Annotated in this window: 22 protein-coding genes; 11 read left to right on the top strand and 11 right to left on the bottom strand. The window is 66.0% G+C overall.

The genetic code is table 11. The features are described 5' to 3' along the window. Positions 1 to 165 precede the first annotated feature (165 nt). Positions 166 to 1,788, top strand: a complete 1,623-nt coding sequence (locus tag NMG10_RS06665) for a methyl-accepting chemotaxis protein (protein WP_234561011.1) — start codon at positions 166 to 168, stop codon at positions 1,786 to 1,788. 180 nt (positions 1,789 to 1,968) lie between these two features. Next, the gene (locus NMG10_RS06670) at positions 1,969 to 4,152 is read left to right on the top strand and encodes a response regulator (RefSeq protein ID WP_232855200.1); all 2,184 of its coding nucleotides are present in this window, start codon (positions 1,969 to 1,971) and stop codon (positions 4,150 to 4,152) included. 64 nt (positions 4,153 to 4,216) lie between these two features. Here the strand turns inward: NMG10_RS06670 and NMG10_RS06675 are convergent, their stop codons facing one another. Next, positions 4,217 to 6,397, bottom strand: a complete 2,181-nt coding sequence (locus tag NMG10_RS06675; RefSeq protein WP_254464031.1) for an ATP-binding protein — start codon at positions 6,395 to 6,397, stop codon at positions 4,217 to 4,219. Positions 6,398 to 6,484: 87 nt separating this feature from the next. Next, positions 6,485 to 7,117 carry a LysE family translocator gene (locus tag NMG10_RS06680; protein ID WP_254464032.1) on the bottom strand — a complete coding sequence of 211 codons (633 nt, stop codon included), beginning with the start codon at positions 7,115 to 7,117 and terminating at the stop codon, positions 6,485 to 6,487. A gap of 119 nt (positions 7,118 to 7,236) precedes the next feature. Between NMG10_RS06680 and NMG10_RS06685 the strand changes: the two genes are divergently transcribed. The 3 genes from NMG10_RS06685 (at position 7,237) to NMG10_RS06695 (ending at position 10,027) form a co-directional block, all read left to right on the top strand. Next, the gene (locus NMG10_RS06685) at positions 7,237 to 7,995 is read left to right on the top strand and encodes an RHS repeat-associated core domain-containing protein (RefSeq protein ID WP_232855204.1); all 759 of its coding nucleotides are present in this window, start codon (positions 7,237 to 7,239) and stop codon (positions 7,993 to 7,995) included. 408 nt (positions 7,996 to 8,403) lie between these two features. Then, entirely contained in the window at positions 8,404 to 8,637 is a 234-nt protein-coding gene (locus tag NMG10_RS06690) for a hypothetical protein (RefSeq protein WP_028689390.1), read from the top strand. 388 nt (positions 8,638 to 9,025) lie between these two features. Beyond that, positions 9,026 to 10,027 carry a FecR family protein gene (locus NMG10_RS06695; RefSeq protein ID WP_203646808.1) on the top strand — a complete coding sequence of 334 codons (1,002 nt, stop codon included), beginning with the start codon at positions 9,026 to 9,028 and terminating at the stop codon, positions 10,025 to 10,027. 166 nt (positions 10,028 to 10,193) lie between these two features. Here the strand turns inward: NMG10_RS06695 and NMG10_RS06700 are convergent, their stop codons facing one another. Beyond that, positions 10,194 to 11,513 (bottom strand): Na+/H+ antiporter family protein, encoded by a 1,320-nt coding sequence (locus NMG10_RS06700; protein ID WP_198745489.1) that lies wholly within the window; start codon positions 11,511 to 11,513, stop codon positions 10,194 to 10,196. A gap of 262 nt (positions 11,514 to 11,775) precedes the next feature. Here NMG10_RS06700 and NMG10_RS06705 point away from each other — a divergent pair, with 262 nt between their 5' ends. The 6 genes from NMG10_RS06705 (at position 11,776) to NMG10_RS06730 (ending at position 18,932) form a co-directional block, all read left to right on the top strand. Beyond that, positions 11,776 to 13,923: a methyl-accepting chemotaxis protein gene (locus NMG10_RS06705; protein WP_254464033.1), complete on the top strand. Its 2,148-nt coding sequence runs from the start codon at positions 11,776 to 11,778 to the stop codon at positions 13,921 to 13,923. A gap of 177 nt (positions 13,924 to 14,100) precedes the next feature. Next, on the top strand, positions 14,101 to 15,117 hold the full coding sequence (locus tag NMG10_RS06710; RefSeq protein ID WP_254464034.1) for an ABC transporter substrate-binding protein: 1,017 nt from the start codon (positions 14,101 to 14,103) through the stop codon (positions 15,115 to 15,117). After that, a complete protein-coding gene (locus tag NMG10_RS06715) occupies positions 15,114 to 15,962 on the top strand; it encodes a proline/glycine betaine ABC transporter permease (protein WP_198745492.1) in 849 nt (282 codons plus the stop codon). The genes NMG10_RS06710 and NMG10_RS06715 overlap by 4 nt, the downstream gene beginning before the upstream one ends. 52 nt (positions 15,963 to 16,014) lie before the next feature. After that, on the top strand, positions 16,015 to 16,626 hold the full coding sequence (locus NMG10_RS06720) for a cell wall hydrolase (RefSeq protein WP_203646812.1): 612 nt from the start codon (positions 16,015 to 16,017) through the stop codon (positions 16,624 to 16,626). A 239-nt stretch (positions 16,627 to 16,865) separates the two neighbouring features. After that, a complete protein-coding gene (locus tag NMG10_RS06725) occupies positions 16,866 to 17,729 on the top strand; it encodes a LysR family transcriptional regulator (RefSeq protein ID WP_203646814.1) in 864 nt (287 codons plus the stop codon). Positions 17,730 to 18,014: 285 nt separating this feature from the next. Next, entirely contained in the window at positions 18,015 to 18,932 is a 918-nt protein-coding gene (locus NMG10_RS06730) for an AEC family transporter (RefSeq protein WP_234561018.1), read from the top strand. A 459-nt stretch (positions 18,933 to 19,391) separates the two neighbouring features. On the opposite strand, the gene ureG is transcribed toward NMG10_RS06730, so the two are convergent. The 8 genes from ureG to NMG10_RS06770 form a co-directional block, all read right to left on the bottom strand. Beyond that, entirely contained in the window at positions 19,392 to 20,015 is a 624-nt protein-coding gene (gene ureG / locus NMG10_RS06735) for an urease accessory protein UreG (RefSeq protein ID WP_203646818.1), read from the bottom strand. A gap of 11 nt (positions 20,016 to 20,026) precedes the next feature. After that, on the bottom strand, positions 20,027 to 20,701 hold the full coding sequence (locus NMG10_RS06740) for an urease accessory protein UreF (RefSeq protein WP_203646820.1): 675 nt from the start codon (positions 20,699 to 20,701) through the stop codon (positions 20,027 to 20,029). Continuing rightward, a complete protein-coding gene (locus tag NMG10_RS06745; RefSeq protein ID WP_232855211.1) occupies positions 20,701 to 21,246 on the bottom strand; it encodes a HupE/UreJ family protein in 546 nt (181 codons plus the stop codon). The genes NMG10_RS06740 and NMG10_RS06745 overlap by 1 nt, the downstream gene beginning before the upstream one ends. 19 nt (positions 21,247 to 21,265) lie before the next feature. Continuing rightward, a complete protein-coding gene (gene ureE, locus NMG10_RS06750; protein ID WP_254464035.1) occupies positions 21,266 to 21,751 on the bottom strand; it encodes an urease accessory protein UreE in 486 nt (161 codons plus the stop codon). Positions 21,752 to 21,897: 146 nt separating this feature from the next. Next, positions 21,898 to 23,601: an urease subunit alpha gene (gene ureC / locus NMG10_RS06755; RefSeq protein WP_232855214.1), complete on the bottom strand. Its 1,704-nt coding sequence runs from the start codon at positions 23,599 to 23,601 to the stop codon at positions 21,898 to 21,900. Continuing rightward, positions 23,598 to 23,915, bottom strand: coding sequence for an urease subunit beta (locus NMG10_RS06760; protein WP_232855380.1), 318 nt, complete (start codon positions 23,913 to 23,915; stop codon positions 23,598 to 23,600). Before NMG10_RS06760 ends, ureC begins: the two co-directional genes overlap by 4 nt. 10 nt (positions 23,916 to 23,925) lie before the next feature. Beyond that, positions 23,926 to 24,228, bottom strand: a complete 303-nt coding sequence (locus tag NMG10_RS06765; protein ID WP_038706005.1) for an urease subunit gamma — start codon at positions 24,226 to 24,228, stop codon at positions 23,926 to 23,928. A gap of 11 nt (positions 24,229 to 24,239) precedes the next feature. Next, positions 24,240 to 25,073, bottom strand: a complete 834-nt coding sequence (locus tag NMG10_RS06770; RefSeq protein WP_254464036.1) for an urease accessory protein UreD — start codon at positions 25,071 to 25,073, stop codon at positions 24,240 to 24,242. Positions 25,074 to 25,250: the final 177 nt, after the last annotated feature.

Raw genomic sequence — 25,250 nt, forward strand, 5'->3', positions numbered from 1 at the left:
ACCGGGCTACCAGCGGATGACGCCGTCCGCTGGGAGCCCGCCTACGCCGGGACAGGTACCGGCAAATAGGAAAATCCGCCGCAATACGTGCGACCTGGCGACTATCTCCCCGCAGCCCCCGGAATCATGCTCCTGACGTTTGCATTCTGACGTCAAGGAACATCCATGCTGTTGAGAAACATGAAGATCGGTAAACGGGCGACCAGCCTGTTCACGCTGCTGGCCGGCCTGGTCCTGGCCATGGGCCTGGTGGCCCTGTACGAAACCCGGCAGATGAACGATGCCACCAACGAGATCCGCCGCAACTGGCTGCCGGCCGTGATCGCCCTCAACGAGATCGGCGGCACCCTGGCCCAGGAACGCGCCGCCACGCTGCGCGCGGCGCTGGAGGAAGACACCGACGAAAACGCCAGCGTCAACCTGCTCAACAGTATCGAGGAAGCGATCCAGCAGGACCTCAAGGATTACGAGAAGACCATCTCCGACCCCCAGGACCGCGGCCTGTTCAATGCCTTCCTGGTGGCGCGCCAGCAATACACCCAGCAACAGCAACAGGTGCTGGCGAACATCGGCGCCGGGCGCATGGCCGAAGCCAGACGCCTGATCAATGGCCCGCTGATCCAGCGCGCCGACCGTATGATGGACGCCATGGCAACACTGGTGGCCTTCAACTACAAAGGCGCGGAAACGGCCTCGCACCGCAGCGACACGGTCAGCGACCAGGCGTATGCGGTGATCATCACGGCACTGGTGCTGATCGTCCTGGCACTGATCGCCATCGCCACCCTGTTCACCCGCAGCGTCGTCGCGCCGCTGGCCGACGCCGTCATGGTGGCCGAGCGCATCGCCACCGGCGACCTGACCCGCGAGATCACGGTAGTCGGCCACGACGAGCCGGCATTGCTGCTGCACGCCCTGCGCCGCATGCAGCAGAGCCTGCGCGACACCATCGGCAAGATCGCCGCGTCCTCCGACCGCCTGGCCTCGGCCTCCGAAGAGCTGCACAGCGTCACCGAGGACACCAGCCGCGGCCTGCAGCAACAAAGCACCGAGATCGACCAGGCCGCCACTGCGGTCAACCAGATGACCAGCGCCGTCGAGGAAGTGGCGAGCAACGCGGTGAGCACCGCCGAGGCCTCCCAAGGCGCGGACCAGACCACCCGGGACGGCCGTGACCAGGTCAACCAGGCGCTGGCTTCGATCCAGCATCTGGTCGACGATGTCACCGGTACCGCCGGGGAGATCGAACAGCTGGCCAGCAGCGCCAACGAGATTACCCGGGTGCTGGATGTGATCGGCTCGATCGCCGGGCAGACCAACCTGCTGGCCCTCAACGCCGCCATCGAGGCCGCCCGTGCCGGCGAAGCCGGGCGTGGCTTCGCCGTGGTCGCCGACGAGGTGCGGGCGCTGGCCCATCGCACCCAGCAGTCCACCGCCGAGATCGAACAGATGATCGGCGGCATCCAGGTCGGCACCGAGCGCGCGGTCAGCGCCATGCACAGCAGCCAGGGCCGTGCCAGCGGCACCCTGGAGGTGGCGCAATCGGCCGGCCAGGCCCTGGAACTGATTGCCCGGACCATCGCCTCGATCAACCAGCGCAACCTGGTGATCGCCAGCGCTTCGGAACAACAGGCCCAGGTGGCGCGGGAAGTGGACCGCAACCTGATGAACATCCGCGACTTGTCGATGCAGACCACGACCGGGGCCAACCAGACCAGCGCATCGGCCCAGGACCTGTCGCACCTGGCGCTGGAACTCAATGGGCTGGTGGCGCAGTTCAAGGTCTGATTCGGGTCGCCCTGCGCTCCGTTGCCGGCAAGCCCGCTCCCACGCGATTCTTCCAGAGATGCATACCGTGGGCGCGGGCTTGCCCCGCGATGGCGCCCCCCCAGACGACACAAAACCCCTCGCCAAGCGCCGCGTCTCGGTGCACCCTGATGCTCTCACGCACAAGGACCCGCAAAGCACATGGCGAAATGGCTCGACGGCGGCGGCCTCATGGCCGAACGCATCCGCAACCACGACTGGTCGTCGACCACCCTGGGCCCCCTTGCCAGCTGGCCCGATGTGCTCAAGACCACGGTTGCCCTGTGCCTGGCCTCGCGCTTTCCCCAGGCCGTGCTGTGGGGCGACGCGCTGATCACCCTGCACAACGACGCCTTCAGCGAAATCCTCGGCAACAAACCCTCTGCCCTGGGCCGCCCCTTCAGCGCGGTCTGGCAGGAAGCCTGGAGCGATATCCGCCACCTGGCCCAGCGCGCCCTCGACGGCGAAGCCGTATACATCGAAGATTTCCCGCTGATGATCGAGCGCCACGGCAGCCCGGAGCGCGCCTACTTCACCTTCTGCTACAGCCCCATCCGCGACCACGACGGGCAGGTGGTGGGGATGATCGACACGGTTACCGAGACCACCGCCAGCGTGGTGGCCAACCAGCGCCTGAACTTTCTCGACAGTTTGAGCCGGGCGGCGGCCAACGCCATCGATCCTGAACGGGTCATGGCCACCACCACGCGCCTGCTGGGCGAGCACCTGCACCTGTCGAGCTGCGCCTATGCGGTCATGGACCCTGACGAGGACGGTTTCACCATCTGCGGCGACTGGGTCGCGCCAGGTTCGCCGCGCCTGCTTGGCCAGTACCGCCTTGCCGACTTCGGCGATCTGGCCGTCAGCCGCCTGCGCGCCGGACTGGCGCTGGTGATCGAGGACAACCTTGCGCAACTGTCACCCCATGAATCGGCGACCTTCCAGGCCATCGGCATTACCGCCACCATCTGCATGCCCTTGATCAAGGAAGGCCGCCTGACGGCGCTGATGGCCATCCATGACAAGGCGCCCAGGACGTGGACCCGCTACGAGAGGGCCTTGATCGGTGAGGCCACGGAGCGCTGCTGGGCACATATCCAGCGGGTCCAGGCCAATGCCGAGGTGCGCGAGGCGTTGACGGCGCTGGAGGCCCTCAACGCCACCCTCGAGCAACGCGTGGAGGAGCGCACCAGCCAGCTGCTGCACACCGAGGCCGTGCTGCGCCAGGCGCAGAAGCTCGAGGCCATCGGCCAATTGACCGGCGGCGTGGCACACGATTTCAACAACCTGCTGACCATCATCCGCTCCTCCATCCACTTCCTGCAGCGGGCGGACCTCGACGAGACTCGGCGCAGCCGCTACTTCAAGACCGTCTCCGACACCGTCGACCGCGGCGCCAAGCTCACCGGACAACTGCTCGCCTTCGCTCGGCGCCAGGCCCTCAGCCCGCAGGTGTTCGAGGCCGGTCCCAGGCTCGAAGCCATGGCCGAGATGCTCGACACCGCCACCGGCGCCCGCATCCAGGTCGGCCTGGAACTGCCCGACACGCCCTGCCACGTGCACGCCGACCTCGGCCAGCTGGAAACCGCGGTGATCAACCTGATGATCAATGGCCGTGACGCCATGGACGGCATCGCGGGCACGCTGCGTCTGCGCCTGGAGGCCAATCAGCGACTGCCGGCGTTGCGTGGACAGGCGGCGCAGGACGGGCCGTTCGCGGCGATCTCGGTCATCGACAGTGGCGTTGGCATCGCCCCGCACCTGCTGGAGCGCATCTTCGATCCGTTCTTCACCACCAAGGCCGCCGGCCAGGGTACCGGGCTTGGCCTGTCGCAGGTGTTCGGCTTCGTCAAGCAATCCGGTGGCGATGTGCAGGTGCTCAGCGTGCCAGGCCAGGGCACCACCTTCACCCTGTATCTGCCCCAGGTGCCGCAGGCCGATGGCGAAACACCTGACGTGACGGTGCCGCTGGTCCTGCCCGGCGAGCGCAAGCGCATCCTGGTGGTGGAGGACAATCCGGATGTCGGCAGCTTCACCGCGCAGATCCTGCGTGACCATGGCTACCAGATCAGCTGGGCGACCTCGGCCGAGGATGCCCTGGCCCAGATCGCGGCGGCCCGCGGCGGATTCGACGCAGTGTTCTCCGATGTGGTGATGCCGGGCATGGGCGGTCTCGCCCTGGCCAGGGAACTGCGGCGCAGCCAACCGCAACTGCCGGTGATTCTCACCTCCGGCTACAGCGAAGCGATCGCCGAAGGTGGCCACCAGGGCTTCGCGTTCCTGGCCAAGCCCTATTCGGCCGAACAGGTGTGCCAGATGCTGGGGGATGTACTGGCTAGTCGGTGAGTCGTATCAACTCACCATGGCATGGGAGCGGGCTGCATGCTGTTCGAGGTTTCCTCCACAGCGTTCACTTTCGCCTCGCCAATAGCCGCGCCAGACTCTGCCCCAGCTCGTCCTGGCGAAACGGTTTGCGCAGTACCTCGAAGCCATGCAACTCACGCGGCGTCAGGTTGGTGTAACCGGTAATGATCAGCACCGGCAATTGCACCAGCTGCTCGCGCACCTGCTGGGCGAAGCGCACGCCGGTAGTCTCGGCCATGACATGATCGGTCAGCAGCACATCGGGCAGCAGGCCCTTGTCCAGCAACGCCAACGCCTGGGCCGGTCCCTCGGCCTCGGTCACCTCGTAGCCGAGGGCGCGCAGTTGCAGGAGCGTGGCCTGACGCACCAGTGGCTCGTCGTCCACCAGCAGCACGCGGATCTGGCCTTGCGCCCGGGGAACCTCGACCGGCTTGGCCGCTTCATCAACCACCTCCTGCTCGCTGGCCGGGAGCCACAAGGTCGCTTCGGTGCCCTCACCCACGCGCGAACGAATGCCGAAGCCGCCGCCGGACTGCAGCGCCAGGCCCTGCACCATCGGCAAGCCAAGCCCGGTGCTGCGACCCACGCCCTTGGTCGAGTAGAACGGCTCGACGCAATGCGCCAGCACCTCCTCGCTCATGCCACAGCCATTGTCGGTGACCCGCAGCCACACCTGTGGCCCTGTCTGCAGACCGGGCGGACCAGGCGTACCGTCGCCGCCAAGACCGGCGCGTATGGTCAACTTCCCGCCCTCGCCCATGGCATCGCGGGCATTGACCACCAGGTTCAGCAAAGCCAGTTCGAGCTGGTGCGGGTCCACCAGCACCCCCGGCAGTGCCGTCTCGACACTGACCTCCATGGCAACGGTCGGGCCCAGCGAGCGAGCGATCAGCTCGCGCATGTCCCCCACCAGTGCCGCCAGCGACACCGTCGTCGGCTTGAGGGTCTGCCGCCGCGCGAAGCTGAGCAGGCGCCCGACCAGATTGCGCGCGCGCTCGGCCGCCTGCAGGCCGCCATCGATGAGGCGCTCGGCGCGCTCCGGTTGTGGATGGCGGCGCAGCAGTTCCAGGGAAGCGATGATCGGCGTCAGCATGTTGTTGAGGTCGTGGGCAATGCCGCCGCTAAGCTGGCCGATCATCTCCATCTTGCGTGCTTCATGCAGTTGCACCAGTGCGGCCTCGCGCTGGGCAAGCATGTTGGCCACCCGCTCCTCCAGGTTTTCGTTGAGCATGTGCAGGGCGCGCTCGGCACGGGCGTGAGTGACCGCCGCCCAGACCTGCCGGGCGGCCTCTCCCACCAGCAGGCATTCGCTCTCGCCCCAGGCATGGGGTGTATGAAAATGCACCGCGAGCATCGCCTCCAGATGCTCGGCGCGCAACACCGGGATGTGCAGCGTGGCGCACAGGCCCTTGAACCGGGCCGGCGCGCCCTTGCTCGGTTCATAGTTGCGCTGCACGGCCTGGCCGGCCAGCAAGGCCTCACGCAGGGCCGGGTCCAAGGCCGAGTACTGGTTGAAGCCGACCATCGACGGTACTTCGGCGGCCCACTCCTGAGCAACTCGATAGCGTCGGCCATCGCCCAGGTCCTCGCCGAAGCAGACCCGCGCCGCGCCCAGTTCCTCCCCCAGGCGGCGCACCGCATGGGCCTCTATGCGCTCGGCCTCGCCCAGGCCCGGCAAGGCCTGGCGCAACTCCTGGAGAAACGCCTGGCGTTGCTGGAAACGCACCCGCTCGGTGGTGTCGGTGACGATGCACAGCACGCCGCCCACCCCACCGTCGGCCTCGCGCACGGCAGAGTAGGAGACATCGAAATAGGCGGTTTCGCCCGGTCCATGTCGCTCGATATAGAACGGCCGATCCCGGGCCGAGAAGGTCACCCCGGTTTCACGCACTCCGCGCAGCAGCGGCTCGAGGTCGTTCCACAACTCGCTCCAGTGCTCCTGTCCGGGCCGGCCCAGGGCCGCGGGGTGCTTGCTGCCGATGGTCGGCCAGTAGGCATCGTTGTACAACGCGATGTACTGCGGCCCCCAGAACAGCACGATCTGCGCCTGCGCCGGCAGGAGCATGGCCACCACCGACTGCAGCACTGGCGACCAGCCATCCGGCACTCCGAGCGGAGACTGTCGCCAGTCCATCGCCTGCAACAGGCAGCTGACTTCGCCACCGCCGCCCAGGAAACTCGGCAGTGCTTGCAGGTTAACCGTCTTGCTCTCCTGGCGCGCTTTCATGTCTCGGTTTTCCCGGGCACGTTTTCTTTCCTCTGAGGGTAAGAAGTCGCCCGGTGGCAAAACGTTCCATCGGATCGACGCCGACGATCAACGGCGTCCTTCGGCCAGCATGCGCAGCGCCAGCGCCGCCAGCACCGTGCCCATCAGCCAGCGCTGGACTTGCTGCCACACCGGCCTGCCGGCCAGGAACACGGCGATGGAACCGGCCATCAGCGCGATCAGCGCGTTGACCGTGACGCTGATGGCGATCTGCGTGCTGCCCAGCACCAGCGACTGCGCCAGCACGCTGCCGTGGCCGGGCTCGATGAACTGCGGCATCAGCGACAGGTACATGACCGCGATCTTGGGGTTCAGCAGGTTGGTCAGAAACCCCATCATGAACAGCCGCCGCGGGCTGTCGGCCGGCAGGTCGCGGACCTGGAACGGCGAACGCCCACCTGGGCGCAGCGCCTGCCAGGCCAGGTACAGCAGGTACAACGCGCCACCGATGCGCAGGGCGTCGTAGGCGAAAGGCACGGCCATGACCAGCGCGGTGATGCCCAGCGCGGCGCAGAGCATGTAGAAGACGAAGCCCAGCGCCACGCCACCCAGCGAGATCAAGCCGGCGCCACGCCCCTGGCAGATGGAGCGGGAGATCAGGTAGATCATGTTGGGGCCGGGGGTCAGCACCATGCCCAGGCTGATCAGGGCGAAGGCCAGCAGGTTGGAGGGTTCGGGCATTGCAAGTCCTCTTTGTCGGTAGTGCCATACCTGGCATTTTTGCCAGTTTCACTGGCCAGGGGCGCACGTTAACGTGGATTGGTCATTTCTGAACAGTGGGGACGCCAATGAGCAGTCCAGTGACCAGGCTGTTGGCGAGCGACCTGGCACGCTCGGTGTTGCGAGGGGCAAGCCATGGGTTTGCCTATTCGGCCTATGGATACGATCCGGTTCGCGAGTCGCCTTGTTTACGCCTTGGCTTCAATGGTGTGATGCGTGATCCACAGGCAGCGGTCTACCTACTGGGCAACGGGCATCGTGCCTATAATCCGGTGCTGATGAGGTTTTGCTCACCGGACAAGTTGAGTCCTTTCGTTGATGGGGGCGTCAATTCATACGGATACTGTGCCGGAGACCCTATAAATCATGCAGATCCCAGAGGAGCCTTCAAGCAGGCACTCCAACGCCGTTCTGTCGACTTAGGCCAACTTAGTGACCTGCCCAAGAGCACTCAAGTCGACCGTGTAAGCTCCATTCATCACACTGAAATGGACACACTGCAACTGCGCTACCCAGGTCATTCGGACCTTATCAATCAGGTCACCACGCAGAACGCTCTTTCCAGCGCCCATACTCTGCCCAATTCTGATCGCATCGACGGTACCGTGGCCGGTTTCACCCTACCAAATGTTGGTATTACCTCCGATGATCGGGACCTCTTGGAGGATGTAGTTCGCCAGCTCCACAGAGCAGTAGAGGCGAGCCGTAACTATGTTGCTGCTCCCAACGCAACCAACCAAGCGACGATGCGAGAGCAAATCAACGATTACTCCAAAGGCAAGAAGGTACTGATTGATTATCTGGTGCGCAAAATGGAGCCGGTTCGGGAGATCAGCTGACCCATTTAAAACGTTTGTCATTCGATTACTTGCTTACACTTCAATCCTTGAATCGATCGCTCCGCCCCGGTAACCTTCGCTCGCTGCTGTAAATCCAGCAACCGGGTTTGGTCACCCGCGAACATCAAGGCGCACAAGCGCCCGCTCTGCGATTCAGTTGGCGCTTTTTTTTGTGCCCGGCTGTCTCGTTCTATGGCGGCTGTGCGTGGGGCGCCTCCGTGCGCGCCGGTTTCCTTGATTCCCGGTTGACCAACCCGCGTACAGTCGCCACCCATTCGTTTGGTCACGTCGAGTGGCGGCTCCATTGAATCAAGGAGCGACACAATGACAAAAGGCTTACCTGATCCTCCGTCCCGCGCCACCACGGCGCACTCCAGCTTCGGCAACTGCGAATGCAGCCACCCTTCCCTGTTCGCCGTGCGCGAAGGCGTGGACTTCGAGGATGCGCTGGTGCACCTGTCCACCCTGCTCAAGGGCGCATTCGCCACCAACCTCAAGGCCATGGAGCTGGCGACCGGCACCTGTCACGACCTGCTGCTGGGCAACGACCACGGGCTGGACGCGGCCAAGGCGGTAGTCGAGGCGTTGCTCGATGGCGTGGAAATGCAGCAGGTGGAAAAGGCGCGCCTGCGTACCGTCTGAAGGGCCCCATCGCGGGGCAAGCCCGCTCCCACGCAGGCAACCACCCCTGTGGGAGCGGGTTTACCCGCGAACACCGGCGCAGCCGGTGCCATAAAACGCATTGCCTTCTTCGCGGGTAAACCCGCTCCCACAGGGTATCCGATGCGCGCTCGAGTATTGTTTCCTGCATCGCATCGCGGTCCCTGTGGGAGCGGGCTTGCCCGCGAACACCGGCGCAGCCGGTGCCATGCGCCAGGGGATCGCCCACGCAAACCGGCAAATCACCCTGTCGCAGATGAAACCCAACCTCAGATACGACGAAAAACTGCACAATTGATAGTCATTCGCCATTAACTCGTTCTCGGAAGCACCCGCCCGGGGGTAGAATGCCGCAAAACCGGGAGCCGCGATGAACCAGGACCGCCACATTCCAAGCGACGAAGATGCCATTACCGATGCCGCCGCGCATTGGTGCATGCGCCTGCACGCCGACGACTGCACGGCGGGCGAGCGCGAGGCGTTCGGCCAATGGTTGGCGAGCGACCCGCGGCACGCCGAGGAATACCAGGCGATGCTGGAAATCTGGGACACCGCCGACCTGCTCCCACGTAGCGCCCAGGTGATCCCACTGCCCACCCGGCAAGCGACGCCGACGCGTCACTGGCGCCCGTTCGCCTCGGCTGCCGCCATCGCCCTGCTCGCGTTGCCCCTGGCCGGTTGGGTCGGCTGGGAGCAAGGTTGGCTGCCCAACGGCTACCAGCACTTCGAAGCCACCGACCAGTTGCGCCACGTGCGCCTGAGCGACGGCAGCAGCGTCGAGCTGAACCTGCATAGCGAATTGCGCTTCCTCAACTACAAGGACGAGCGCAAGGTCACCCTGGTCAAGGGCGAGGCATTCTTCAAGGTCACCCACGACAGCAACCACCCGTTCATCGTCCACGCCGCCAACGGCCAGACCCGGGTTACCGGGACCCAGTTCAACGTGTGGAAGTATCAGGACCAGGTCAAGGTGACGCTGGTGGAAGGCTCGGTGCTGGTGAGCGCCGGCGGCAACACTGGCGGCTACCGTCTTGGCCCGGGCATGCAGGCCAGCTACCACAAGGGCGATTTCGAACCCGAACTGAACCAGAGCGACGATTACGCCAACAGCCTGGCCTGGCGCAGCGGCAAGCTGGTGCTGGACAACCTCAGCCTCGGCCAGGCCCTGCCGGTGATCAACCGCTACCTGGACAAGCCGCTCATGGTGGCCGACGACAGCACCGCCAGCATTCGCATCAGCGGTGTCTACAGCACAAGCGAGGTTGCACGCCTGGTCGACACCCTGCCCAAGGTGCTGCCGGTGTACCTGACCCGCAGCAAGGACGGCAGCACCGTCCTCAACCGCATCGTCCCCGCGCCGACCCGCGGCTGAGCTGAAGCTGCGCCCTCTGCCCCTGTAGGAGCGGCCTTGTGCCGCGAAAGGGCTGCGCAGCGGCCCCAGGATTTCAGCGTTTACACAAAATCGCCGGGGCCGCTACGCGGCCCTTTCGCGGCACAAGGCCGCTCCTACAGAGACAGCGTGCGGCTGTGACAGCAGATCAGAGCGTCATCGCCGCCAACCAGCCAAACGCCAGCAGCGGCAGATTGTAGTGGATGAACGTCGGCACCACGGTATCCCAGATGTGATGGTGCTGTCCGTCCACGTTCAGCCCCGAGGTCGGCCCCAGGGTCGAGTCCGACGCCGGCGATCCGGCATCACCCAGTGCGCCGGCGGTACCGACGATGCACACGGTGGCCAGCGGGTCGAAGCCCAGCTGCACGCACAGCGGCACGAAGATCGCCGCCAGGATCGGCACGGTGGAGAACGACGAGCCGATGCCCATGGTCACCAGCAGCCCCACCAGCAGCATCAGCAGCGCGCCGACGCCCTTGCTGTGGTCGATCCACTGGGCCGAGGCTTCCACCAGGCTCTTCACCTCGCCGGTGGCCTTCATCACTTCGGCAAAGCCGGAGGCGGCGATCATGATGAAGCCGATCATCGCCATCATCTTCATGCCTTCGGTGAACAGGCTGTCGGTGTCCTTCCAGCGCACGATGCCCGACAGCGAGAAGATCAGGAAGCCGACCATCGCACCGATGATCATCGAATCCAGCCACAGCTGGATGATGAACGCGGCGCCGATCGCCACCCCGGCCACCAGCAGGGTCACCGGGTTGTACTGCACGCTGACCTGCTCGACCTGTTCGATGCGTTCCAGGTCGTAGTCACGCTTCTTGCGGTAGCTGAAGAACACCGCCAGCAACAGGCCGGCGAGCATGCCCGCCGCCGGGATGGCCATGGCGTGGGTCACATTGACGCCGCTGACGTCCACCCCGGCGCGGCTGACATTGGCCAGCAGGATCTCGTTGAGGAAGATGTTGCCGAAGCCCACCGGCAGGAACATGTACGGGGTGATCAGGCCGAAGGTGATCACGCAGGCGATCAGCCGGCGGTCGATGCGCAGGCGGGTCAGCACGTACAGCAGCGGCGGCACCAGCAAGGGAATGAAGGCGATGTGGATCGGCAGGATGTTCTGCGACGACACCGCCACCACCAGCATCAGGCCGACCAGCAGCCACTTGACCTTGCCACCGTCGGCATGGCCCTGGCGATCGATCATCGCCAGCGCCCGGTCGGCCAGGGCATGGGCCAGTCCGGACTTGGCGATGGCCACCGCGAAGGCGCCGAGCAAGGCATAGGACAGGGCCACCGTGGCCCCGCCACCCAGGCCTCCATTAAAGGCCTTGAGCGTACCCTCGATACCCAAGCCACCGACCAGGCCTCCGGCCAGGGCGCCGATGATCAGGGCGATGACCACATGCACGCGGGACAGGCTCAGGATCAGCATGAGCCCGACCGCGGCAATCACTGCATTCATGGTGTGCGAACCTCGTTACGACAGACAAAAAGCGGGCATTCCGGCGACAGACTGCGCGCAGGCAGTGGCCGGACCAGGGGATGTTGTTATGAAGGGCGCACACTCTGAAGCACAGGCCGGCAGAAGTCAAAAGCGTCTGCGCCGCAACATCGCGTAGGGAATAGACGAAAGTCGCAGGGTTTAATTGAACGTTTGAATAAAGAAAAATCCGAGCAGGCCGACACAGTCGGCAGCATCAAACCTATTACAAGGGATTTTCCCCATGCCTTTGCTGCGACAATTCTCCATCCAATGGAAGATCACCCTGCTGGCGGGCCTGTGCCTGGCGGCCATCGTCACCCTGCTCGTCGGCCTTTCGCTGTACCGCATGGACCACAGTTCGGACCTGGTGAAAGCCAGCAGCATGCGCATGCTCTCCGACTCGGCCCAGTCGCGCATCGAATCCCAGGGTGAGGTCCAGGCCCTGAACATCCGCCGCCAGTTCATGGACGCCTACCAGTACGGCGCCGGTTTCGCCCGCCAGGTGCTGTTCCTGCGCGAACAGGCCGAGAAACGCTTCCTCGACGCCTACGACCTGCGCCAGGACATGACCGCCCAGGTGCGTGCCGCGTTGCAGGCCAACCCCGACCTGCTCGGCCTGTCGCTGGTATTCGAGCCGGGCGCGCTGGATGGCAAGGACAAGTTGTTCGCCGGCCAGAGCGAACTGGGCAGCAACGAGACCGGGCGCTTCGCCCTGTACTGGTCGCAGCCGCGGGTCGGCCAGCTGACCTCGATGGCCCTGCCCGAGCACGACATGGCCAACACCGAGATCGGCCCCAGCGGCCAGCCGGCCAACACCTGGTGGGTGTGCCCGCGCAGCACCGGCACGGTGTGCGTGGTCGAGCCGTACTTCTATGACATCGACGGCCAGCGCGTGCTGATGACCAGCATCGTGTTCCCGCTCAAGGCGGGCGACAAGGTCATCGCCACCCTGTCCATCGACATCAACCTCAACAGCCTGCAGGCCCTGAGCCAGACCGCCAGCCGCAGCCTCTACGACGGCCAGACCACCGTCGGCATCCTCAGCCCCGTGGGCCTGCTGGCCGGCTACAGCGCCGACGCCGGCAAGCTGGCCCAGCGCTTCGACCAGGTCGACCGCACCCAGGGCGCGGAGCTTGTGCGCAAGCTCGCCGACGGCAAGCTGCAGATCCTTCACGACCAGCAACGCCTGAAAGTGCTGGCCGCTTTCGAGCCGATCCCTGGCGGCAAGCCATGGGGCGTGCTGCTGGACGTGCCGGAAAGCGCCCTGACCGGTCCGGCCGAGGCCCTCAAGGTTGAACTCGACGCCCTCAACACCAGCGGTACCCTGCTCGAACTGGGCCTGGGCCTGGCCGCCGCCATCGCCGGCCTGCTGCTGGTGTGGCTGATGGCCCGCGGCGTGACCCGGCCGATCCTCGGCGTGGCCGCCATGCTCAAGGACATCGCCAGCGGCGAAGGCGACCTGACCCGCCGCCTGCAGTACGACAAGCAGGATGAGCTGGGCGAGCTGGCCGGCTGGTTCAACCGCTTCCTCGACAAGCTGCAGCCGACCATCGCCGAGGTGAAACGCTCGGTGCAGGCCGCTCGCGGCACCGCCGACCAGTCCGCGGCGATTGCCGCCGAGACCAGCGCCGGCATGGAGCAGCAATACCGCCAGGTCGACCAGGTGGCCACCGCCTCCCACGAGATGAGCGCCACTGCCCAGGACGTTGCCCGCAGCGCGGCCCAGGCCGCCCAGGCCGCGCGCGAAGCCGACCAGGCGACCCGCGAAGGCCTGGCGGTGATCGACCGCACCACCACCAGCATCGACACCCTGGCCGCCGACATGAGCGGCGCCATGGCCCAGGTCGAGGGGCTGGCGCGCAACAGCGAGAAGATCGGCTCGGTGCTCGAGGTGATCCGCTCTATCGCCGAGCAGACCAACCTGCTGGCGCTCAACGCCGCCATCGAGGCCGCTCGCGCCGGTGAGGCCGGCCGTGGCTTCGCCGTGGTCGCCGACGAGGTGCGCAACCTGGCCCGCCGCACCCAGGAGTCGGTGGAGGAAACCCGCCAGGTAATCGAAGCCCTGCAGGCCGGTACCCAGGAAGTGGTCGGCGCCATGGACAGCAGCCACCGCCAGGCCCAGGGCGGCGTCGAGCAGGTCGGCCAGGCCGTCACCGCGCTGCAGCGCATCGGCCAGGCGGTGACCGTGATCACCGACATGAACCTGCAGATCGCCAGCGCCGCCGAGGAGCAGAGCGCGGTGGCCGAGGAGATCAACAGCAACGTCGCCACCATCCGTGACGTGACCGAGTCGCTGAGCGGCCAGGCCAACGAATCGGCGCGGGTCAGCCAGTCGCTCAACAGCCTGGCCAACCAGCAGCAGGGGCTGATGGATCAGTTCCGCGTTTGATTCCACCCCGTCGGGGCCGCTTTGCGGCCCTTTCGCGGCACAAGGCCGCTCCTACAGATGCTGACGCGCCCCCTGTAGGAGCGGCCTTGTGCCGCGAAAGGGCTGCGCAGCAGCCCCGGCAACTTCGTCGTCTACACTTCTGCCCGAACCCAAGGACCGGCAACCGACGAGGCCCCGATGAAGAAAGTCCCCACCCTTCTGGCCAGCCTGCTCCTCGCCTTCGGCCTGGCCAGCACCGATTCTGCCGCTGCTGCGGACCAACCCGCCCCCATCCACTTCGGCGCCATCGGCTGGGAAAGCGGTGCCCTGACCACAGAGATCCTGCGCCTGATCGTCGAACACGGTTACGGCTACCCCACCGACACCCTCCCCGGCAGTACCGTCAGCATGGAAGTGGCCCTGGCGCGCAACGACCTGCAGGTAATCGCCGAGGAATGGGCCGGACGCAGCCCCGCCTGGGTCAAGGCCGAACAGGCCGGCCAGGTGTTCGCCCTGGGCGACACGGTGAAGAACGCCGAGGAAGGCTGGTGGGTGCCGGCCTACGTGATCAAGGGCGACCCTGCACGCGACCTGAAACCCTTGGCCCCGGACCTGCGCAGCGTCTACGACCTCAAAGACTACCCCCAAGTGTTCAAGGACCCCGAGGTACCCGGCAAAGGCCGCTTCCTCAACAGCCCCAGCGGCTGGACCTCCGAGACCGTCAACAGCCAGAAGCTCAAGGCCTACGGCCTGGACGGGCTGTACAACAACTTCCGCAGCGGCTCCGGCGCCGCCCTCGACGCCGAGATCGGCTCGGCGATCCGCCGAGGTCAGCCTGTACTGTTCTACTACTGGAGCCCGACCCCGTTGATGGGCCGCTACGACCTGGTTCGCCTGGAGGAACCGCCTTTCGATGCCACCGCCTGGGCCACCCTGACCGATGCCGCCAACCCCAACCCTAAAGGCAGCCGCTCATTGCCGGCCAAGCTCTCGATCGGCGTGTCGAAAGCATTCCGTGACGCCCACCCCGAGCTGGTCGCGGTGTTCGAAAAGGTCGACCTGCCCATCATCACCCTGAACACCGCCCTGGCACGCATGAGCGAAACCCGCCAGCCGCCCCGCGAGGCCGCCCTCGCCTTCCTGCGCGACAACCCCGCTGTGTGGAAGGCCTGGATGCCCGCCGAAAACGCCGCCAAGGTCGAGGCCGGCCTGTGAGCGGCGGCTTCCCCGAAGCCCTGCAATTCTCCTTCGCCGCCTGGGTCAACCGCCTGGTCGACTGGCTGGTGCTGCACTATGGCGATCACCTGCGCAGCATCTCCGACCAACTGCTGCAACTGCTGGTGGGCCTGGAGAACCTGCTCCGGTTACTGCCCTGGTGGCTGCTGTTGCTGCTGGTCGGGCTGCTGGCCTGGCACGCCAGCCGCAGCCTGGCACGGGCGTTGGTGTTGCCGCTGCTGCTGGCGCTGATCGGCATGCTCGGGCTGTGGGACAAGCTGCTGCAGACACTCGCCCTGGTGCTGGTCAGCACCGGCCTGTGCGTGCTGGTCGGCGTGCCGCTGGGCATCCTGCTGGCCACTCGCCCCCTGGCCCGGCGCCTGATTCTGCCGGTGCTCGACGTGATGCAGACGCTGCCGGCCTTCGTCTACCTGATCCCGGTGCTGATGCTGTTCGGTCTGGGCAAGGTGCCAGCGGTGTTCGCCACCCTCATCTATGCCCTGCCGCCGCTGGTTCGCCTGACCGATCTGGGCCTGGCGCAGATCGACCCGTCGCTGCTGCAGGCCGCCCACGGCCTGGGCGCCAGCCGCTGGCAGCGCTTGCGCCGCATCGCCCTGCCGCTGGCCTTGCCGAGCATCATGGCCGGGCTCAACCAGTCGGTGATGATGGCATTGTCGATGGTGGTGGTGGCGTCGATGATCGGCGCCCGCGGGCTGGGCGAAGACGTGCTAGCCGGGATCCAGACCCTGAACGTCGGCCAGGGCGTCGAGGCGGGGCTGGCGATCGTCGCCCTGGCGATGGTCATCGACCGCATCAGCCAGGCTTATGGACGACCTGGGCGCTGAGTTGAAGCCGTGCAGCTAGACTGTAGACAGCCCACCCTCAGGAATATCGACCATGCGCCTACCGTGGATGCTGTTCGGCCTGTCCCTCGCCCTGTTCGCAGGCCTCCTCCCCGCCGCTGACAGCCAGAAAGCCGCGGTCGCCGAAGACAAGGCTCAGGTACTGGAAGAAAAGGTGGCCGAGGATGCACCACCGCCGAAAAAGCAGGAGACCCTGACCCCTGGAGAAGTCCAGGCGGTCGACCCGGCGGGCCAGTCGCCGATGGATGACAGCATCACCTGCCTGGCGCGCACCATCTACTGGGAGGCCAAGGGTGCCAATGCCCAGGACATGGGTGCGGTAGCCAGCGTGGTGCTCAATCGCCTGGGGCACGAGGGCTTTCCCGACAGCGTCTGCGCGGTGGTCAAGCAAGGTGTAGAGAGCAAGAGCTGCCAGTTTTCCTGGTGGTGCGATGGACGCCCCGATCAGGTGGAAGAAGAGGAACGCTATGCAGTGGCCAAGGAAATTGCCCGCAAGGCCCTCAACCAGCAGTTGAAGGACCCCACCGGCGGCGCGCTGTATTTTCACGACCGCAACGTCAACCCGGATTGGGCCAAGGCCTACCGCAAGACGGCCGAGACCACGCACTTCCTGTTCTACAAACCGAACCAAGCGCTAGCCCGATGATGACCGGCGGCAGTCCGACATTGATCCGTGGGCGCCTCGTACGACAATGAAATCGGTCCATCTGAGCCAAGACTTCGCCCATCAGTGTTCCCACAATCTTGTCCTCCAGCATCCTTCGCGTGATCAGACCTCAGGCCAACGCTCGCCTTCAGCGTGGAACCATGTTTTCGCGTATCGTACCCGCCTCCCCCCTCCTGCACGGCCCAACCTGCCAAGCCACGAACCGGAGCCTGCCCCGCGTGTCCCTCAAAGCCTTGCGCACCCTGGTCACCATCGCTCGCCACGGCACCTTCGCCCGCGCCGCCGACCTGCTGAGCCTGACCCCCTCGGCGGTGAGTCTGCATATCAAGACCCTGGAGGTCGAACTGCAGGTCTCCCTGTTCGACCGCAGCCGCCGCCAGGTCATGCTGACCGAGGCTGGCCAACTCGCAGTGGTCCGTGCCGAAGGCATCCTGGCCGCCTACGACGAGCTGGCAGACACCCTGGCCAGCGGCCCAAGCTTGCGTGGGCGTCTGCGCATCGGCGCAATTCATACCGTGCTTGCCCGGCGCCTGCCCAAGGCGCTGGTGTGGATCAAGGCGCACCACCCCGAACTGCATGTCAGTGTGGTTTCGGGCATGTCGGCAGAGCTCGCCCGACGGGTCGAGGATGGGGAGCTGGACGCGGCGATCACCACCGAGCCGGTCAGCCCCTACCCGCAGAGTCTTCAGTACACGCCGCTGTTCGAGGACCGCTTCTGGGCCATCGCCAGCCCGGAACTGGCCGGCCAGAACCTGCCGACGCTGCTCGCCGAGCAGCCGTTCCTGCGCTTCGACAAACGCGCCTGGGCCGGTCGGCAGATCGAGCAGGAGCTGCGTCGTCAGCGGCTGCAGGTGAACGAGCAGATGGAACTGGACAGCCAGGAGGCCTTGGCGCGTATGGCGGCCATGGGGCTGGGGGTGGCGGTGATTCCCATGAGCGACGACGACCTCGAGCGGCTGCCAGCAGCCACCGTGCTGCCCTTCGGCGAACCGCAGCTGATCCGGCGTATGGTGCTGCTGGAGCATGAGAAGAGTCAGCGCCGGCATTTGAGTGCAGTGTTGAGGACCGCGTTGGAGGCCTGATCACAGTGTCGCGCCGCGAACCATGATTGCGCGGTCAGCGCGCACCCTGTGGGAGCGGCTTCAGCCGCGAAGCAAGCGACGCAGTGGATGGCACCGGCTTCGCCGGTGTTCGCGGCTAAAGCCGCTCCCACAGGATAAAATTAAATCAATGAGTCACGCATTGGTCATGGAGCGCGGATTTTCAGTTCGTGCAGTTTTTCTCAATAGTCGCTCAAGAAAACACCGTTTTTTCTGCTCACTCCACTCCGCTAGTCTGTGACGGTACCCGACCACGGACCCGCCCCCATGCTTCATCTGCTGCTCACCACCCTCGTCCCGATCATCCTGCTCATCACCCTCGGTACCTGGCTGCGAGTGCGTGGCTTTCTCGCCGAAACCTTCTGGCCCGGCGCCGAGCGCCTGAGCTACTACGTGCTGCTGCCGTCGCTGTTCCTCCACGGCCTGGCCACCGCCAACCTCGACGGCGTGCCGGTGCTGGGCATGGTGGGCGTGTTAATGCTCTCGACGCTGCTTGGCGCCCTGTTATTGGTGCTCTACCAGGGTGTTGCCAATTATGACGGTGCCGATTTCACCTCGGTATTCCAAGGTGGCGTGCGCTTCAACAACTACATTGGCGCGACCCTGGCCGCCGGTATCTACGGCACGGCCGGCATCGCCCTGGCGGCTGTGGCCAACGCCGCCATCGTGCCGCTGGTCAACCTGCTCTGTGTGCTGGTCTTCGCTCGCTTCAGCGCACGCCACAGCTCGCCGGCCGTGGTACTCCAGGCGATCTTTGCCAACCCGCTGATCATCGGCTGTGCCGGGGGGCTATTGCTGCGATTGACGGGCGTGGGCCTGCCAGCAGGCCTGGAGCCCACGGTCAAAGCCCTGGGCCAGGCGGCGTTACCTTTAGGACTGCTTTGCGTTGGCGCAGCACTGGGTGGCGCGCGGATCGGCCAGCAGGCCAAGCCCTTGGTAGTCTCGGCACTGTTCAAGTTCCTGGTCATGCCAGTGACCACCTGGGCATTGTGCCGGCTGCTCGGGCTGGGCGGCCAGGCGGCTGTGGTGGCCGTGCTGTTCCAGGCCCTGCCCACCGCCTCGTCATCCTACGTGATGGCCCGACAGATGGGTGGTAACGCGCCGCTGATGGCGACCATCATCGCCCTGCAGACCATCATCGCCGCCGTGACGCTGCCAATGGTGCTGACATTGGCGCTGAGTTGAAACAATACGCTTTGAGGTTGGGCAGCCCACGCTCAGGAGAAAGGCCAGCAAGCAAAAAAAGCGCCGCTGAGCATGACTGCCCAGCGGCGCGGGTATCGCATTGAAACAGCTGACTTGACTTAGTCGAAGTCGAAATCAGGCTGGCAGGATCCCATTGCCGTCGGGTAGTAACCCTCTGGGCATTCGATCGGCATCGGCAACCAGGACGATTGAGCCTGAGCTAAGCCAGCAGTGGCCAACAGAGCGACAAATGCGAACATTTTCATAACAGTTTCCTTCAGTAAATAATGTGGTTTAACCGCGACAAGTGAAACTTCTCATTCCGCCCTGTCATCAGTCCGACACACAATATCCCTTGTCGCAGGAAACGGCTTTCACCAAAGGCCCATCCATAACCCGGAAATCAACGCCTAAACCGTAGGAAATATGTCGAAAATGCCGAGTTAGACACCAATTTCATCACTTATCCTTCTCCAACATCCCCCGCTCGACAATGAAGTCGATCACCGCCTGCAACCCCTCGCCCTTCTTCAGGTTGCTGAACGTCCATGGCCGCTCCGGGCGCATGCGCCGGGTATCACGCTCCATCACTTCCAGCGAAGCACCGACATAAGGCGCCAGGTCGGTCTTGTTGATCACCAGGAAGTCCGACTTGGTGATCCCCGGCCCACCCTTGCGCGGGATCTTCTCGCCCTCGGCGACGTCGATCACGTAGATGGTCAGGTCGGCCAGTTCCGGGCTGAAGGTGGCGCTGAGGTTGTCGCCGCCACTCTCGACGAAGATCACTTCGAGGTTGCCGAACCTGCGCGCCAGATCTTCGACGGCGGCCAGGTTCATCGAGGCGTCCTCGCGGATCGCGGTGTGCGGGCAGCCGCCGGTCTCGACGCCGACGATGCGCTCGGGCGCCAGGGCCCCGGCCTCGGTGAGGATGCGCTGGTCTTCCTTGGTATAGATGTCGTTGGTCACCACGGCGATCTGGTAGTGGTCGCGCATGGCCTTGCACAGGCACTCGAGCAGCGCGGTCTTGCCGGAACCGACCGGGCCGCCGACACCGACGCGCAGGGGTTGCTGGTAGTTTTCCATCTAGGCAGTCCTCAGGAACGGAACAATCGGGTGTATTGGGTTTCGTGACGCGATGAGGCGATGGCCAGCAGCGGCAGGCCGCCGCCGAGCTGGTCGTCATCGAGGGCCAGGGCATGGTCGAGCACGGCGGGCAGCGCCTCGCCCAGGTCGCGCAGCAAGGTCTGGGCGGCCTGCTGGCCGAACGGCACCAGCTTCACCCCTGCCATCACCGCGCCTTCCAGCCAGGCGAAGCCATGGCCCAGGGCGAGCTGGCGCAACGGGATCGACCAATGCGCGCCGAGCCAGGCCATGCCGCCCAGCTGGCTGAGTTCGAGGCTGGCGCGCCAGGCCGGAGCCTGCGCCAGCTGCCAGCCATCGAGCAGGCGCGCCAGGGCGCTGCCGCGCTGGCGCTCCTCGAGGCGCAACTCGGCGGTCTCGCGGTTGGCCAGCAGGAACAGGCTCCAGTGGGCGAAGGCCTCGGCATCGTCCGCCTGGCAGGCCCGGTAGAGGCGCGCCAGCAGCGGCCAATCGAGATGGCCGAGGGTGTCGTGCAACTGCTCGCGCTGCCAGGCGGCAAAGCCCTTGGCATCCTTCACCCAGCCAGCTTCCACGGCCCACTCCAGGCCTTGCGAATAGGTGAAGCCACCCACGGGCAGCCCGGGGCTGGCCAGCTGCAGCAGGCGCAGCAGCGCCAGGTCGCTGGTCATCAACCGGCCAGCACCAGCGCGGCACCGGCCAGCAGGCCGCCGCCAAAGGCTTTCTGCAGGCCGGCATGGCGGCGCAGCAGGCAGCCGACACCGAAGCCTACAGCCAGCAGCAAGCCGCTGACCGTGACGAAGCCGACGCTGAACTGCCAGAACGCGCTGGGCGTGGCTTCCACGCCATGGGCCCAGCCGTGGAACAGGGCGAACACCGGCATGATCAGCGACAGCAGCAACTGGCGGCTCGGCAGCAGCATGGCGGCAGCGGCCACCAGCAGCGAGCCGAGGATCATCTGCTCCATGCCGACCACGTCGCCGAACAGATGGCCGCACACCGCGCCGCCGAACATCGCCGCCAGGGTCGCCAGCGGCAAGGTCAGGTTGCGCCGGGTCAGGGCGGCGAGCACGCCGGTGCCGAGCAGCATCAGCAGGTGATCGAGCCCGGTCAGCGGATGCAGCAGGCCGTCCTGCAGCGGGTTGGCGTCGTGGCCGGGGTGGGCGAAGGCCGGCAGGGCCACCATCAGCAGTACCAGGGCGAAAGTCTTTTTCATTGTGGGCTCCAGGGTGAGGTCAGGAATGGGCTGGCAGGCGTACGAACGGATGGGCGTGGCCATGGGAATGACCATGGGGCGCGCTCTGGTAGGCACCGGCCTCGGGCTCGAACGGCGCCTGTTCGGCGACCACCTCCAGTCCCAGGCCGCGCAGCATGTCGTCGAGCACATGGTCGTGCTGGTAGCGCAACAGGCCCGGTTCGATCTGCAGCGGCACATGGCGGTTGCCCAGGTGGTAGGCGGCGCGGGCCAGCAGGTGCGGGTCGGTGCAGCGCACCGTGGACACCGCCTCCGGCGCGGCCAGTACCTGGATCACTTGAGTGCCTTCGGCGTCGCCCAGCAATTCGCCGCCACGCAGCAGATGGCCGCGCTCGAGCATCAACCCGGCCTCGCGGCCATCGTCGAGGATCACGCGCAGGCGGCTCTTGATGCGGCTGTCGACAGTCAGCGTGACGCTGCCAGTCACCGGGGCGGCTTCAGTAAGCCGGCGGGTCAGTACGATCATGTTCACTCCTTACAAACAAAACCAGGTTTGCAACGATAGGCACCGTGGGAGCGGGCTTGCCCCGCGATCAATGGCACCGGCGCTGCCGGTGATCCGGGCGGTGCGGCGTTACGACAAGCCCGCTCCCACGCCCCACTTTCAAGCCGTCAAAACAGGAAATAGCGCTGCGCCAGCGGCAGCTCGTGGGCCGGCTCGCACACCAGCAGCTCGCCGTCAGCGCGCACCTGGTAGGTCTGGGCATCGACCTCGATCAGCGGTTGCAAGGTGTTGTGGACCATGTCGGCCTTGCGCACCCGCCGGCAGCCATGGGCCACGCCGATCAGGCTCTGCAGCTTCAGCTCGTGGGGCAGGCCACGGTCCACGGCGGCCTGGGGCAGGAAGGTCATGCGCGTGGCATGCCGCGCCGCGCCCAGGGCGCCGAACATCGGCCGGTAGTGCACCGGTTGCGGGGTCGGGATCGAGCCGTTGATATCGCCCATCGGCGCCGTGGCGATCATCCCGCCCTTGAGCACCAGGGCCGGCTTGACCGCAAAGAACGCCGGCGCCCACAGCACCAGGTCGGCCAGCTTGCCCACCTCCACCGAACCGACTTCGTGGGCGATGCCGTGGGTCAATGCCGGGTTGATGGTGTACTTGGCGATGTAGCGCTTGACCCGGAAGTTGTCGCTGTAGGCGCCGTCCGGCGCCAGCGGGCCGCGGCGCAGCTTCATCTGGTGCGCCACCTGCCAGGTGCGCAGCACCACCTCGCCGACCCGGCCCATGGCCTGGGAATCGGAGGAGGTCATGGCGAAGGCGCCCATGTCGTGAAGGATATCCTCGGCAGCGATGGTCTCGCGGCGGATGCGCGACTCGGCGAAGGCCACGTCCTCGGCAATGCTCGGGTCCAGGTGGTGGCAGACCATGAGCATGTCCAGGTGCTCGTCCACTGTGTTCACGGTGTAGGGCAGCGTCGGGTTGGTCGAGGACGGCAGCACGTTGGCCTGGCCCGCCGCGCGGATGATGTCCGGCGCGTGGCCGCCGCCCGCCCCTTCGGTGTGGAAGGTATGGATGGTGCGCTCGCCGATGGCGGCCAGGGTGTCCTCGATGCAGCCCGACTCGTTGAGGGTGTCGGTGTGGATCGCCACCTGGATGTCCATCTCCTCGGCCACCCCCAGGCAGCAGTCGATGGCGGCGGGCGTCGAGCCCCAGTCCTCGTGCAGCTTGAGGCCCACGGCGCCGGCGGCGATCTGCTCGCGCAGGGCCTCGGGCCGCGAGGCGTTACCCTTGCCCAGCAGGCCGATGTTGATCGGCAGGCAGTCGGCGGCCTGAAGCATGCGCGCCAGGTACCAGGGGCCGGGGGTGCAGGTAGTGGCGTTGGTGCCGGTGGCGGGGCCGGTGCCGCCGCCGATGAACGTGGTCACGCCGCTGGTCAGCGCCTCTTCCACCTGCTGCGGGCAGATGAAGTGGATATGCGAGTCGATGCCGCCGGCGGTGACGATCTTGCCTTCGGCGGCGATCACCTCGGTACCCGGCCCTACAGGCACCGTGACACCAGGCTGCACATCGGGGTTGCCGGCTTTGCCGATGGCGGCAATACGCCCGTGCTTGACACCGATATCGGCCTTGACGATGCCCCAGTGGTCGATGATCAGTGCGTTGGTCAACACCAGGTCCATGGCCTCGGCCGCGAGCATCTGGCCCTGGCCCATGCCGTCGCGGATCACCTTGCCGCCACCGAACTTGACCTCCTCGCCATAGATCGTGAAGTCCTTCTCCACCTCCACCCACAGCGCAGTGTCAGCAAGGCGCACCCGGTCGCCGACGGTGGGCCCGAACATGTCGGCGTAGGCCTGGCGGGAAATGCGGCTCATGCCCTGCCCTCCAGCGCGCCCATCACCTTGCCCTGGAAGCCGTACACCTCGCGCTTGCCGGCATAGGCCACCAGTTGCACGGTGCGCGCCTGCCCCGGCTCGAAGCGCACCGCGGTGCCGGCCGGTATGTCCAGGCGATAGCCACGGGTCGGCTCGCGCTCGAATACCAGGGCGTCGTTGACTTCATAGAAGTGGTAGTGCGAGCCCACCTGCACCGGGCGGTCGCCATGGTTGGCCACGCTGACGCTGACAGTCTGGCGGCCGAGATTGAGCTCGATGTCGCCCGCGGCGACCTGGACTTCTCCGGGGATCATGCCGGCTTCCTCAAACGATGGGTTCATGCACGGTCACCAGCTTGGTGCCGTCGGGAAAGGTCGCCTCGACCTGGACGTCGTGCAGCATCTCCGGCACACCGGCCATCACCTGTTCGCGCACCAGCACCTCGCGCCCCAGGCTCATCAGCTCGGCTACCGTGCGGCCATCGCGGGCGCCTTCGAGTACCGCGGCGCTGATCAGCGCCACCGCTTCCGGGTAGTTGAGTTTCAGGCCACGGGCCAGGCGCCGCTCGGCCAGCAAGGCAGCGGTGAACAGCAGCAGTTTGTCTTTCTCTCGCGGGGTCAGCTCCATGGCGGCTCTCTTCAGGTGGCCCAGATGCGCGGCGGGCACGGCGCCAGGCCGAGCACGGCCGGGCGCAGCAGGTGCCAGAGGCGCTGCAGGTTACGTTGCAGGTGTTGGTTGTCATGATCGAGCAGGCGGATCACCAGCAGCGGGCCGAGCAGGGTCGCGCCGGCGGGCGTGGCCAGTTCGTCGAGGGCCTGGCGCACCTGGTCGAGCAGCGCCTGGTCGGCCGGCGCGGCGCAGAACGTGGCGATCAGCGGGTGCCCGGCCAGCTTGTCCAGGTGCCCGCCTTGGATGCGCAGGCGCTCCTGCAGGCCGGGCTCACCGGGCAGTTCGATGCGCAATCGGCTGTCCAGGGCGCCCTGCTCGAAGCGCTCGCTCATCACCGGGCGACCCAGGCACAGCGTCTCCCAGGCCAGCAGGCGGGCACCGGGCTCGAGGGTGAAGCGGCTGTCCAGGCAGGCCCGCGCACCGTTGAAGAAGATGCTGTCCTGGGGCAGCCACTCCAGGGTGCTGCCGGCGGCGAGGTGAAAGCGCTGGGCCAGGCGCGCGGTGGGGCCAATGCTGCGGTAGAACTTGCTGGCGCCGGGCATGGTCAGCAAGGCGTGGCTGCCGGTCTCCAGGTGGATGTCCAGCTCCAGGCGGTCACCAGCAACGATCCCGCCGGGCGGGTGCAGCACATAGACATGGCACGGCGCGCCCTCCGGGTAGAATGGTCGCTGCACCAAAAGAGGTCCGACATGACGGCGCGCACCAAGGCGGGTCACGCCCTCGCGCTGGACGAAGCGCAACTGCAGATGGGCGCTCCAGCCCGGGTCAGCCTGCGGTGGGTCGATCTGTTGCGCCAACGACATCCTGGAACCCCTGAAATCCGTGGCCTGGCGGCCGGATTGAGGGTCAAGCGCGGGGGCTTGCGGGCACGCCGGGCTGACCACTCGATCAATATTCGCTGATGGGATATAGCAGGGAGCGGGCCAACTGCGCAGATGAACGATGATGAAACTTTCGAACCGTCAGTCATGCCACAAGGC

Origin of the sequence: Pseudomonas sp. DVZ6, from assembly GCF_024259445.1 — a bacterium.
Taxonomy (GTDB): domain Bacteria; phylum Pseudomonadota; class Gammaproteobacteria; order Pseudomonadales; family Pseudomonadaceae; genus Aquipseudomonas; species Aquipseudomonas peradeniyensis.